Origin of the sequence: Massilia sp. TWP1-3-3 (genome assembly GCF_049897805.1) — a bacterium.
Taxonomy (GTDB): domain Bacteria; phylum Pseudomonadota; class Gammaproteobacteria; order Burkholderiales; family Burkholderiaceae_D; genus Telluria_A.
Window position 1 is genome coordinate 213,548 of the sequence record NZ_JAFCWX010000009.1, and the last position, 12,500, is coordinate 226,047.

At 62.5% G+C, this 12,500-nt stretch carries 10 protein-coding genes; 4 read left to right on the forward strand and 6 right to left on the reverse strand.

Going from position 1 to position 12,500, the window contains the following annotated elements:
• Positions 1-77: 77 nt before the first annotated feature.
• A complete protein-coding gene (locus tag ACP7D4_RS11590; protein WP_426209213.1) occupies positions 78-401 on the reverse strand; it encodes a hypothetical protein in 324 nt (107 codons plus the stop codon).
• A gap of 215 nt (positions 402-616) precedes the next feature.
• On the opposite strand from ACP7D4_RS11590, the gene ACP7D4_RS11595 reads away from it, so the two are divergent.
• From ACP7D4_RS11595 to ACP7D4_RS11605, 3 genes are all read left to right on the forward strand, one after another.
• A complete protein-coding gene (locus tag ACP7D4_RS11595) occupies positions 617-2,284 on the forward strand; it encodes a rhamnogalacturonan lyase B N-terminal domain-containing protein (RefSeq protein WP_426209215.1) in 1,668 nt (555 codons plus the stop codon).
• 205 nt (positions 2,285-2,489) lie between these two features.
• Positions 2,490-3,626, forward strand: a complete 1,137-nt coding sequence (locus ACP7D4_RS11600) for an alpha-hydroxy acid oxidase (protein WP_426209217.1) — start codon at positions 2,490-2,492, stop codon at positions 3,624-3,626.
• Positions 3,627-3,648: 22 nt separating this feature from the next.
• Complete coding sequence (locus ACP7D4_RS11605; protein ID WP_426209218.1) at positions 3,649-5,007, forward strand: enolase C-terminal domain-like protein; 1,359 nt, start codon at positions 3,649-3,651, stop codon at positions 5,005-5,007.
• Positions 5,008-5,087: 80 nt separating this feature from the next.
• Here ACP7D4_RS11605 and ACP7D4_RS11610 read toward each other — a convergent pair whose 3' ends face one another.
• From ACP7D4_RS11610 to ACP7D4_RS11630, 5 genes are all read right to left on the reverse strand, one after another.
• Entirely contained in the window at positions 5,088-6,014 is a 927-nt protein-coding gene (locus tag ACP7D4_RS11610) for a hypothetical protein (protein WP_426209220.1), read from the reverse strand.
• Between the two features lie 5 nt (positions 6,015-6,019).
• On the reverse strand, positions 6,020-8,935 hold the full coding sequence (gene galA / locus ACP7D4_RS11615; RefSeq protein WP_426209222.1) for a beta-galactosidase GalA: 2,916 nt from the start codon (positions 8,933-8,935) through the stop codon (positions 6,020-6,022).
• Positions 8,936-9,086: 151 nt separating this feature from the next.
• Complete coding sequence (locus ACP7D4_RS11620; protein WP_426209223.1) at positions 9,087-9,281, reverse strand: hypothetical protein; 195 nt, start codon at positions 9,279-9,281, stop codon at positions 9,087-9,089.
• Positions 9,282-9,327: 46 nt separating this feature from the next.
• Positions 9,328-9,960 (reverse strand): head GIN domain-containing protein, encoded by a 633-nt coding sequence (locus tag ACP7D4_RS11625; RefSeq protein WP_426209225.1) that lies wholly within the window; start codon positions 9,958-9,960, stop codon positions 9,328-9,330.
• 140 nt (positions 9,961-10,100) lie between these two features.
• Positions 10,101-11,102: a glycoside hydrolase family 53 protein gene (locus tag ACP7D4_RS11630; protein WP_426209227.1), complete on the reverse strand. Its 1,002-nt coding sequence runs from the start codon at positions 11,100-11,102 to the stop codon at positions 10,101-10,103.
• Positions 11,103-11,308: 206 nt separating this feature from the next.
• Here ACP7D4_RS11630 and dgoD point away from each other — a divergent pair, with 206 nt between their 5' ends.
• Entirely contained in the window at positions 11,309-12,457 is a 1,149-nt protein-coding gene (dgoD, locus tag ACP7D4_RS11635; protein WP_426107754.1) for a galactonate dehydratase, read from the forward strand.
• Positions 12,458-12,500: the final 43 nt, after the last annotated feature.

Genomic DNA, 12,500 nt, shown 5'->3' on the forward strand with positions numbered 1-12,500 from the left:
TGTGATTGTCTAGTGAGCACGAAAGGCAGGCGCGGGGTGGGGTGGCGAGTGCGGCTCGCTCGTGCATTTTGTCGCGTTCAATGCCTCGTTTTGTCGAATTTGCAGGCGTTGCGCGGCTTTTCGACATTAAGAGGGAAACGGGACGAAAATTCGACAAAACAAAGCTGTCGATGAGACAAAACGCCATAGGGCTTGGGGTCGCGCCACCACACCCACGGCGCTGGCGGGCTGAGCATTAGTTGGCTGCTGATGCCAAAGTAATTGTAATTTGGTATGAAGACGGCGAGCTCGGTTGCGTTCTGTTGACCCAAAAAAATTGCAACGAGCTGTCGCCAGCCCGTTGCGAAGAGACTTAGGTGCGCAGCCTCATCAAGCAAGCGCGATGCCAGTATTAATTTCATGCCGGCGCTTGTCAACGACGCATGCCTTTGGCTCAACAGATAATCATGTGGCTGAGCAAATAGGCCTGCCCGCAGTCCCGCCCGTCGTCTTCCTTCCAATCAAGCGCCTGAGTCTTTCGGGAATTGGGCCGTGTTGTATTGACTGACCTGGCTCGTGCCGCAATAGTGGATTGCGGGCACGAGCCCGCCTCGATACCAATCAGACGGAGACAATTTTGGACAATCCAATCAAACCCACCGCGCCGCAGCGACGCTGGCGCAGCGCCTGCCTGGCGGCATGCTCGGCCATGCTGCTGGCGGGTGCCGCCGGGCCGCTGCACGCACAATCAGAACAACTGCTCGCGGTTAACGCCAGCGCCTTTGGCGCCGTTGCCGCCAGCGGCATCATTACCATCGACAGTGGCGCGGGCCTGGTGTTCAAGGTCCGGCAAAGTTCGGGCGACATTATTTCGATTCGCTATAACGGCGGGCCCGAGCTGCAATTGCAAAGCAAGTTTTCGCACATCAGCTCCGGTATTGGCGCGCCGACCACGTTCGCCGTGGCCGATGGCGTGGTGAAACTGACCTTGACCACGCCCACGCTGACGCATTACCTGCTGGTACGCCAAGGCGAAAACACGATCTATATGGGTACTTACGTCACTGCCGAACCGGCGGTAGGCGAACTGCGCTGGATCACGCGCCTGAACGGGGCGTTGGTGCCCGAGCGTCCACCCGCGTCGAACACGGAGGGCACTACCGGCGCAGTCGAAAGCGCAGACGTATTCGGTCTGCCGAACGGCGAGACGCGCTCCAAGTATTTTGGCAACCAGCGCGCCATCGACCTCACGCTGCGTGGTGTACGCGGCCCCGGCGTCGGCGTCTACATGGCTTACGGTAATCGCGAGTCCAGTTCCGGCGGGCCTTTCTACAACGATATCCAGTTCCAGACCGCTGAAGTCTACAATTACATGAATTCGGGCCACAACCAGACCGAAGCATGGCGCACGGGTTTTCACGGTCCGTACGCGCTGCTGTTTACCAACGGCGACGCGCCCGCCATTCCGGACATGGGCTGGATGGGAGCGCATAACCTGAAGGGCTGGGTGGGCCCAGCCGGGCGCGGCGAGGTGGTGGGCGCGGGCTTGAGCGGCATGAACAGCGCCTACCCGTACACCGTCGCGTTCGCCAATGCTGTTGCGCAATACTGGACGACGGCCGATCCCGTCACCGGCAGTTTTAGTTCGCCCGCGATGAAGGCAGGCAACTACAGCATGACCGTCTACAAGGGCGAGTACGCCGTGCTGACCGAACCGGTGACGGTGACGGCGGGGGGCAGCACCACCCTGGACAGCCGCAGCGTGCTGGCCGACCCGGGCAACGACGTCGCGCTCTGGCGCATTGGCAACTGGGACGGCACGCCCAACGAATTTGCCAACGGTGCGCGGCTGCGCGACATGCATCCATCCGACGTGCGCCAAGGTCCGTGGACCATGGGCGAATACAGGGTAGGAACGTCGGTAGCGGCGACCGATTTTTCGCCTTACCAGTGGAAAGATGTGAACGGCAACATCACAATCAAGTTCAACTTGCGCAAGAGCCAGATCGCACCCTTGACGCTGCGCGCAGGCATCACGGTGGCGCAATCGGGCGGGCGGCCAAAAGCCCAGGTCAACGGCTGGGTCGCGCCCAATCCCGGCGCCTCGAACCAGCCGAACAGCCGCAGTATCACGCTGGGTAGCTTTCGCGGCAACAACAAGATGTATACTTACAACATCCCGGCCAACGAGTTGCTGGTGGGGGAAAATACCATTGTCTTGAGCGTCATCAGCGGCTCGGGCGGCGTCCAGTACTTGAGTCCCGCCTACGCCTACGATGCCATCGATTTGATCAAGACGCCCTGACGCCGCGCCTTGTTTGCGCTGGCGGCAGGGCGCAGGGCATGGCCTCGCCCCCACCGGTGGCGCAAATCATCATCTTGATTATTTGGGTGCCGGTTCGATCAATGCCAATCATTGCTTGTACGATGGCCGCAAATCAAAGGGCCGCCAGCGCCCGGCGGGCGTGCCCGAACAACGCTTTTTTTTCGGAGAATGACAAGTGCAATCGATGACCTGCATTGAGGACCTGCGGCTATTAGCCAGGCGCCGGGTGCCGCGCATGTTCTACGACTATGCCGATTCGGGCTCCTGGACCGAATCGACCTATCGCGCCAACAGCGACGATTTTGGCGCCATCAAGCTGCGCCAGCGCGTGGCGGTCAACATGGAAAACCGCTCGCTTGCCGTCACCATGGCTGGCCAGCACGCGGCCATGCCGGTGGCGCTGGCGCCCACGGGCCTAACCGGCATGCAGCATGCCGACGGCGAGATCCTCGCGGCCAAAGCTGCCGAAGCGTTCGGCGTTCCTTTTACGCTCTCGACGCTGTCGATCTGCTCGATCGAAGACGTCGCCGCCCACACCAGCGCCCCTTTCTGGATGCAGATCTATGTCATGAAGGACCGCGCCTTCATTGAACGGCTGATCGAGCGCGCCAGGGCGGCCCGATGCTCGGCGCTGGTCCTCACGCTGGACTTGCAGATACTCGGCCAACGCCACAAGGATTTGCGCAACGGCCTGTCGGCGCCGCCGCGCCTGACCTTGAAGAACATCGCCAACATGATGACCCGGCCACGCTGGTGCATGGGCATGCTGGGCACGCGGCGGCGCGGCTTTGGTAACGTGATCGGGCACGCGGCAGGGGTGACGGACATGCGCTCCTTGTCGTCGTGGACCTCGCAGCAGTTCGATCCCGCCCTGTCCTGGAGCGACGTCGAGTGGATCAAGCGGCGCTGGGGCGGCAAGCTGATTTTAAAAGGCATTCTGGACCCGGAGGACGCCGTGCTTGCCGCGCAATGCGGGGCCGACGCGCTGATCGTGTCCAACCACGGCGGGCGCCAGTTGGACGGTGCGCGGTCGAGCATTTCGGCCTTGCCGGCGATTGTGGAGGCGGTCGGCAAGCAGGTCGAGATCCACATGGACGGCGGCATCCGCTCGGGCCAGGACGTGATCAAGGCCGTGGCGCTTGGCGCGCGCGGCGTCTATATTGGCCGGCCCTTCCTGTACGGGCTGGGGGCGGGCGGGCAGGCGGGCGTTGCGCGCTGCCTGGAGATCATCCGTAATGAACTTGACATCACGATGGCGCTTTGCGGACACCGCGATATTGCCGACGTTGGCCGTACCATCCTGGTGCCCGGCACCTATTAGGAAGCAACTCAGGAAGCAACGCATGACGCAACTCATGAAGCAACTCATGAATGAACTGCCTACGGCGCCGGTCATTACGGCGATGCGGGTGGTGCCGGTGGCTGGCCGCGACAGCATGCTGCTGAACCTGAGCGGGGCGCACGGCCCTTATTTCACGCGCAATATCGTGATGTTGACCGACAGCGCGGGCCACACGGGCCTGGGCGAAGTGCCGGGCGGGGAACCGATCAGGAAAACGCTGGAAGAGGCGCGCGAACTGGTGCTGGGGCGGACGCTGGGCGCCTACCAGCAAGTCCTGAACGGCGTGCGCGCCGCCTTCGGGCAGCGTGACGCGGGTGGCCGCGGCTTGCAGACGTTCGACCTGCGCGTGACCGTCCACGCCGTTACGGCAATCGAGTCAGCCTTGCTTGACTTGCTCGGCCAGTTCCTTGGGGTGCCGCTGTGCGCGCTGCTGGGCGAAGGGCAGCAGCGCGACAAGGTGCCCATGCTCGGTTACCTGTTTTACATTGGCCAGTCCGATCGCGCGCCAGGATACGCCGCCGAACCGGACGCGCCCGATACCTGGTCGCGCATCCGGCGCGAACCCGCGCTCACGACCGAGGCGGTAGTGCGCCTGGCCGAGGCGGCGCAGGAGCGCTACGGCTTCAGGGACTTCAAGCTCAAGGGCGGCGTACTGCGCGGCGACCAGGAAATGGAGACGGCCGCTGCGCTGGCCGAACGGTTTCCCGATGCGCGCATCACGCTCGACCCGAATGGCGCATGGTCGCTCAAGGAGGCGATCCGCTTGTGCCGCGGCAAGGGGGCGGTGCTCGCTTATGCGGAAGACCCGTGCGGGGCCGAAGGCGTCTATTCAGGGCGCGAAACCATGGCCGAATTTCGGCGCGCGACCGGGCTGCGTACGGCCACCAACATGGTCGCCACCGACTGGCGCGAGCTGGGGCACGCGTTCTTGCTGCAAGCGGTCGATATTGTGCTGGCCGATCCGCATTTCTGGACCATGCAAGGGTCGGTACGGGTGGCGCAACTGTGTCATGAATGGGGCTTGACGTGGGGTTCGCACTCGAACAATCACTTTGACATATCGCTGGCCATGTTCACCCAGGTCGGCGCCGCCGCGCCGGGGCACATTACCGCGCTCGACACGCACTGGATCTGGCAGGACGGCCAGCATCTGACGCGCGAGCCACTGCGCATTGTCGACGGCGAAGTGGCGCTGCCGGCCAGGCCCGGGCTGGGCGTCGAGGCTGACATGGACGCGATCGAAGCGGCGCACCAGCTCTATCTGCGTCATGGACTCGGGGCGCGCGACGATGCTTGCGCCATGCAGTACTTTTTTCCCGGCTGGACCTTCGACCCGAAGCGGCCCAGTTTCGTGCGCTAGCAGCAGCGTGTTGATTGCAGCCCAATTGCAGCCTGATTACGGCCTGATTACGGCCTGATTACGGCTAGATTATGGCTAGATTATGGCTTGAGCGGCGCCCACCGCAGACCGCGTGCCAGCGCCGCCCGCTCGGGCGACTGCGCCCCCTCGTCAGGCTTGCTGGCGGCGTATTGCGAAGCCGGTCCATCGAGAACGAACAGCCGCCGGCCACCCTTTTTCTGTTCCTCCAGGCCGCGTTTGATGCCGGGAAAACTGCGCATCAGGCGCTCGTAACTGCCATCGTCCTGCGCAATCTTCAAGCCAAGCTCGATACGCTGCGCGAGCGCCTTGTCCTTCCGATTGACAAAAAAGTAGAACGGCGCCGGATAGTAGAGCATCAGGCTTTTCTCGATGCGCAATCCGGCCTCGCGGTGTATGCTTTCTTCATTCCACACTTCATACAGCCCGCGCGGGAAGTAGTCGAAGCGTTTGAGCACCAGCATTTCGAATAGCGCGTTGTAGTGCAGCGACGTTGTCACCTGGTAGCCGTTGCTGCGCATGATGTCGCTATCCACCCATTGCGCACCCATGCCGGCGCGCAGTTTGCGCAAGTCATCGGCCGTGCGCACCTGGTCGAACACAGCCTGGTCCTGTTCGCGTATCAGGAGCACACGGTAATTGTTCAACTCGCGCAGCAGTGAAATGCGCACGGGCAGCAGCTGCTCTTCACGAGCAGGGTTGCTTGCCGTCCAGATCAGGTTGATGGCCTTGCCGGCGCGTAGTTCCTCGACGCTGCGTTGCACCGACACGTGGCGCGGGTAATAGTCAATCGCAAAGGCGCCATGGCTCGATTCTGTCTTGCGCAAAGCCAGTTCTAGCGCCTGCGGAAAAAATTGGGCATGCCCGCGCGCGCTCGTTTCAATCGGCGGGATGATGATCCTGAGCGCTTGCGCGCCGGCCTTGGCCCCCGTCAGCAGTACCAGGGCGCAGCCGATGCGGGCCAGATGGGTGAACAGTGCAGGGCACATGCGATTCACCGCGCCAACGCGCTGGCCTGGGCGATGCTGCCCGCTTCCACGCTCACGTCGTCCATGCCGGCCGCTTCCCCCGCCTGGCGTTCGATGATCACCGTGATCCGGCGCGCGCCTGTTCCTGCGAGTAGCGGCACGCGCCATTCGGCCGGCGCGAACGCGCTCTTGGTGCCCGCCAGGCGATCATCGAGCCAGACTTCAGCCTTGCCTGCGATGCGCTTGAAACGCAGGTGGGCGTTGCCGTCTGATAGATTTTTGCGCGGCGTGAAGCTGGTGCGAAACAGGTTGAACTGACCGCCTTTTTCGGCGTCCAGCTTGGCCGGCGCCTGCTGGCCCCAACCCCACACTTGCAGCTCGCTTTCGCTGGGATTGGATGCCGGATCGGGCCGCGTAGCACTGGCCGGGGCGATGCGCCAATTCCCAAGTTTAGTGGGCGCAGCGCCGGCTGCCGGCGCGAACGGCATTGCGCCGACCGCTTTGACGGGAATGCGCACGCTGGCTGCGCGCAGTCCCGGTGCGCTGGCCGTCACCTGCAGCATGCCTGCGCTCTCAAAGCTGCTTTGCACGATCAGCTGGGCCAGGCCGTTGAACAATTTGCGCGTGCTGCCTTGTTCATCTTCGTGCGAATTCGGGTCGCCATTGCCATGGCCGATCGCGCGGCCCGCGCCTGACACGTCGAAGGTCAGCTGGGCGCTGTCGGTGGGCACCGCGCGCCCCTGCGCATCGATGGCGCGCACGGTAATGGGCATGGCGTCGCGGCCGTCGCCGGCCAGCGCATCGCGGTCGGGGACCATTTCAAGGGCCACGGCCGGGCCGGTGGTTTCCACGCTGGCGCGCGCCACTTCGCGGCCGTGATTGAAACCAACCGCTTCCAGCTTGCCGCTCTGGTAGGGGACGGTGAAGTAGTTCATACGGTACGGGTCGATCGCCTGTTCGCCGATCACGCGCCCGTCCAGCAGCAGCATGGCGCGTTCCACATTGGCCATCACCATCACGCGGATGTCCTTGCCTTCGTTGCCGGCCCAGTTCCAGTGCGGCGCAAGGTAGATCAGCGGGCGGTCCTTGATCCACTGCACCTGGTGCAGGTAGTAGGCCGTCTTGGGAAAGCCGTTCATGTCCATGATGCCAAATACGGAGCTCACCGACGGCCACACGTTGGGCGTGGGCTCGCCCCGGTAGTCGAACCCGGTCCAGACAAAACTGCCTGCCACAAAAGGCCGGGTGGCGATGGCTTGCCAGGCGTCGCGGTGGCTGTTGCCCCACTGTGCGAAGTCGTCGTCGTAGCTGGCGATCAGGTTTTTGCCGGCGTCGGTGGAAAATTCGCCGCGCGTCATGAAGGCGGACGTGTCTTCGGAACTGGTGAACGGCTTGCCGGGATTGGCCTTGTGGTACTTGTCGTAGTCGCCCACGTGATAGTTGGCGCCCACCACGTCCACCGCCTGCGCCACGTTGCGCTCGCTAAAGTAGCCGCCGTTCATGGCGGCCGTCACCGGCCGTGTCGCGTCCAGCGTCTTGACGGCGGCGACCATGCGGCGCACCATTTCGTAGCCCACTTCGGTGCCTTGTTCGGGTTCCTCGTTAAACACGGACCACAAGATGACGCCGGGACGGTGGCGGTCTCGCCGCACCATCCATTCAAGCTGCAGCAGGTAGTCTGGCGAGGGATTAAAGTTACGGTTCTCGTCCATGACCAGGAAACCCATGCGGTCGACCATGTCCATTACCTCGGGCGCGACGGCGTTGTGCGAAAAGCGGATCGCATTGACGCCCAGTTCCTTCAGGCGGCGCAGGCGGTATTCCCAGATCGCGTCGGGCACGGCCACGCCCACGCCCGCGTGGTCCTGGTGAATGCACACGCCTTGCAGCTTGACGTGCTGCTCGTTGAGGAACAAGCCTTGCTGCGGATCGAAGCGGATGGTGCGAAAGCCCGTGTGCAGCATCGTTTCGTCGAGCAGCTTGCCATCCTGGCGCACCGTCACGCTCACGCGGTACAGATTGCGCTGTTCCAGCGACCAGCGCGCCGGCGCCTTGATTGCCAGCGGCAGCGTGACGGTGGTGTTGGCCAGCACGGGTAGCGCGACCCGGCGCGCAGCGCTCGCGGCCAGCTTGCCGTCCGGCGCAAACAGGCTTACTTCAACGCTGACCTTGGCCGGGCGGTCGGCGCTGTTATTGAGCGTGACGCCTACCGGCAGCGACCAGTCATGGCCTTTGACCAGGCGCGCGGTGGCAGCGACGCCATCGGTCACCACATGTACGCCATTGCTTTTCACCAGCCACGCGTGGCGATAGATGCCCGCGCCTTCGTACCACCAGCCTTCCATCGGGTTGGCGTCGGCGCGAATGGCGATGGTGTTGCCAGCGTCGCCGTAGCGCAGGTAGGGCGTGATGTCGATGTTGCTGGCGTTGTAAGCAGACCAGTTGCGGTGCACCAGGTTGCCGTTGACCCACACCGTGGCGTGGGTGGCGATGGCGTCGAACTGCAGTTCCATGTGGCGGCCGCGCTCGCTTGGATCGATACGCAGGTAGCGCCGGTACCAGCCGACCCCGCGCGGGCGGTAACCCTGGGCGCTGTTGCCGTTGGGGTCGAACGGGCCTTCGACCGCCCAGTCGTGCGGCAGGTCGAGGGCGCGCCAGTCGGAGTCGTCGTAGGTGGTGGCGGCGGCGCCGGCGGCGTTGCCGGCCTTGGCGTTGTTGTAGCTGGGGTCGGCGCCCTTGATGTCGGGCGGGGTGATGTCACCGAGATGGAATAGCCAGCCGCGGTCGAGGGACAGGCGTTCGCGGGGCGATGCCGCGGCGCCGGTAGTGGAAGGAGCGGTGGCAGCGGCGGCGGTAGCGGCGAAGGCGGCCAGAACGAGCGCCATGGCGGCAAGCGCGCAGATGAAGCAGCGCTGCCCAGCCTGTCCGTAGATGGCTTCCATGTCTCGCTCCAATAATTATTCTATGGAGCAATATTAGGCAAGGGCGAGGGCGGGGTCCAATGCCTTTTTTCACCGAAGCCATATCATTTTTGTGAAAACCAGTATCAAGTTTGCCACTAACCGATCATTTCAGGGTGGCTGCCCGTTCACTTTAGTCGCCCGGGCCATCGCCTGGCATGGTGTCGGCCATCAGCCTGAGTTCTTCCTCGCTCAGCTCCTCGGGCGCCTTGATCGCGTCGTCGGCCGCTTCCTCTGCCGCTTCCTCTGTGTCTTGCTCTGTGTCCTCCTCGGTGTCTTGCACGATGCCTTCCTCGTTCCCTTGCCCTTGCTCCGGCAGCTGGTTCATGTCGCACCTCCATAAAGCAAGTTTGACCGCCCTGGCCGCCGGGAGTTCAATCGCCAGCCTTGACCGACCCGATCCCATCGACTTGCTTGCGCACCGTGCGCGGGTTGCCGTAGTAATTGAGCGAGCCCATGCCCTGTACCGTCGCGTCGAGCTTTTGGCTGGCGTACACTTTGACCGCGCCAATGCCTTCAAAGTTGACGTTGGCCTCCTGCGCCAGCAGCGCCTTGGTGTCGACGTCGCCAACGCCCTGGGCATTGAGCTTGAGCTGCCTGACCTTGCCGGTGGCCACCAGCCGTCCTGCGCCCTGGAAACCGATATCGATCTTGTCGCCGTTGATATTTTTCAGCTCGACCGAACCGGCGCCCTCGACGTTGAACGAACTAAGCGTGAGCATGGCGATGTTGATCGTCGAGTCGCTGTTGACCTCGTGCTTGTCGGTTTTGGGGAAGGTGATCACGAGTTTGCCGTCGACGACCTTGGTCATCACGCGCTTGAGGAATTTGTCGTCGCCCTTGAGCACGAGCGACTGGGTCTTGCCCACTTCTACGATCATGTTGACCGGACCCTGGGCGCTCACGCCCGTAAAGGGAGGCATGGGACGGGTTTGTTCGGCGGCGCCGGCAACAGCGCTGGCCAACAAGCTGGACAACAATACAGCGAAAGAGATAGAAGTGCGCATGGTCGTTTCCTCGGTAAGCAATGTTTGGTTTCTTGAAAGAACACAATCATCGTAACGGGGGGCCATGCGCGCGGCAGCCTGTTTGCGACAGGCTGCATTATTGCCGGTCTGAGCGGTAAAACCGCGTCAACCATGCGCCGTCAAAAAGGATCCATCGCCGCGGTGAACTTGCCCGTCGTGTCCATGGCGCCAAAGGTATAGCCCTGCCAGCCCGGATAGGCTTGCGGCTCCCAGTAAAACACGCCCAGGCCGTTGGCGCCCATCGCGCGCGTCTTGGCCAGCAAATCGGTCAGCATGCTTTTACTGGCCGCCGCCTGCTGCCAGTCCATGCCCACTTCGGCAATCATGACCGGTTTGCTGTAGCGCCCGATCATGTCCCACATGGTGTCGGACACGTAGCGGTTGTAATTTGCCCAGTCGGCCGGTGGCGGGTAGTGCGACATGGCGGTTACGTCCCATTTGCCGCCGTTGGCCTTGAGCCGGTCGAAGAACGACCGGAATTCGTTCATCTTGTAGCCGTTGGCCAGGTGGACGATCACCTTGGCGTTCGGATACACCGCTTTGCTCGCGTTGTAGCCGCTGTTGATCAGGCTTGCCAGGTTGGCAAAGTTGGCGGTGCTGCCTTCCGGCCACAGCATGCCGCCATTGATTTCATTGCCAACCTGTACCCACTCGACGTTGATGCCATTGGTCTTCAGGTAGTTCAAGATGCCCCGGGTGTGGCTGTCGACATCGTGCAGGAGCTGGGCAATCGTGTGGTTGGCCCACGCCGCCGGCTTGTTTTGTTTGCCCGGATCGGCCCATGCATCGCTGTAATGAAAGTCGATCATGATGCGCTGGCCCTGGGCGGCGGCGCGCTTGGCCTTGTAGAGCACGTCGGCGCCGCCGCTCCAGCCGCCGGCCGGGTTGACCCACACCCGCAGCCGGATGGCGTTGATCTGCAGGTTCTTCAATAGCAAAAACGGATCGGTCTGCACGCCCGCACTGTTATAGAACTTGTAGCCGCTGCTTTCCTGCTGGCTGACCCAGCTGACGTCCGCGCCGTTGGCGAAACTCTGGGCCGAGGCGCCGGCGGCCGCCAGGCCCAAACCGGTTGCAATGAGGGCGGTGCGGATGCGCTTCCAGATGCTGGATGTTGTCATTCTGTTGTCTCCTGTTATGTTTTATTGTGCTGCCTAATCATTGTGCAGAAAGGCGGCGTTCACCACTAATGAGACGTTCATATAGCAGAATGCATTTTGGATATAGGTCGATATGTGATTTCGATATACATTTAACCCAAATATTCATATTTCCGATCTAGCTTGCCGCCGTAGACTAGCCACATTCCTTGACCAATGGCTTAGACATGAAGATCATTAAACTCACAACGTACCGGGTCCCACCGCGCTGGATGCTGCTCAAGATCGAAACCGACGAGGGCGTCGTCGGCTGGGGTGAACCGGTCATTGAAGGCCGGGCCCGCACGGTGGAAGCGGCGGTCCACGAAATGTCTCCTTTCCTGATCGGCCAGGACCCGGCCCGCATCAACGACTTGTGGCAGACGATGTACCGCGCAGGTTTTTACCGCGGCGGCGCCATCCTGATGAGCGCGATTGCCGGCATCGACCAGGCGCTGTGGGACATCAAGGGCAAGGTCATGGGCAAACCCGTGTATGAACTGCTCGGCGGCCTGGTGCGCGACCGCATGAAGACATACAGCTGGGTTGGCGGCGACCGCCCAAGCGACGTGATTGCCGGCATCCGCAAGCTGCGCGAAGCAGGTTTTGACACCTTCAAGATGAACGGCACCGAAGAAATGGGTATCCTCGACAGCGCCAAGGCGGTCGACGCCACGGTGGCGCGCATCGCCGAGATCCGCGAAGCGTTCGGCAACGAGATCGAATTTGGCCTGGACTTCCATGGCCGCGTCTCGGCGCCGATGGCCAAGGTGTTGCTGCGCGCGCTGGAGCCGTACCGCCCGCTGTTCGTCGAGGAGCCGGTGCTGGCCGAACAGGCCGAGTACTATCCGCGCCTTGCCGAAATGACCTCGATCCCGCTGGCCGCCGGCGAGCGGATGTACTCGCGCTTTGAATTCAAGCGGGTGCTGCAAGACGGCGGCATTTCGATACTCCAGCCTGACTTGTCGCACGCCGGCGGCATCACCGAATGCGTGAAGATCGCGGCCATGGCCGAAGCCTACGACGTGGCGCTCGCGCCCCATTGCCCGCTCGGCCCCGTGGCGCTGGCCGCCTGCCTGCAGGTCGACTTCGTGTCGCACAATGCGGTGCTGCAGGAGCAGAGCATGGGCATCCACTACAACAAGGGCGGCGAGCTGCTCGACTATGTGCTCAACAAGGAAGACTTCAAGATCGTCGATGGCTATATAAAGCCGTTGCCGAAACCGGGTCTGGGCGTGGAAGTGGACGAAGAGCGCGTGATCGAGGCCAGCAAGAATTGCCCCGACTGGCGCAATCCCGTCTGGCGCCATGCCGATGGCAGCGTCGCCGAGTGGTAAACAACACCAAAGCAAACTAAAACATAAAAAAGCCGGAGACACA

Coding starts and splice junctions, on each gene's coding strand:
- ACP7D4_RS11620 (WP_426209223.1), bottom strand. CDS start 9,281: ATGAACCAGCTGCCGGAGCAAGGGCAAGGGAACGAGGAAGGCATCGTG.
- galA (WP_426209222.1), bottom strand. CDS start 8,935: ATGGAAGCCATCTACGGACAGGCTGGGCAGCGCTGCTTCATCTGCGCG.
- ACP7D4_RS11605 (WP_426209218.1), top strand. CDS start 3,649: ATGACGCAACTCATGAAGCAACTCATGAATGAACTGCCTACGGCGCCG.
- ACP7D4_RS11600 (WP_426209217.1), top strand. CDS start 2,490: ATGACCTGCATTGAGGACCTGCGGCTATTAGCCAGGCGCCGGGTGCCG.
- ACP7D4_RS11630 (WP_426209227.1), bottom strand. CDS start 11,102: ATGACAACATCCAGCATCTGGAAGCGCATCCGCACCGCCCTCATTGCA.
- dgoD (WP_426107754.1), top strand. CDS start 11,309: ATGAAGATCATTAAACTCACAACGTACCGGGTCCCACCGCGCTGGATG.
- ACP7D4_RS11625 (WP_426209225.1), bottom strand. CDS start 9,960: ATGCGCACTTCTATCTCTTTCGCTGTATTGTTGTCCAGCTTGTTGGCC.
- ACP7D4_RS11590 (WP_426209213.1), bottom strand. CDS start 401: ATGAAATTAATACTGGCATCGCGCTTGCTTGATGAGGCTGCGCACCTA.
- ACP7D4_RS11610 (WP_426209220.1), bottom strand. CDS start 6,014: ATGTGCCCTGCACTGTTCACCCATCTGGCCCGCATCGGCTGCGCCCTG.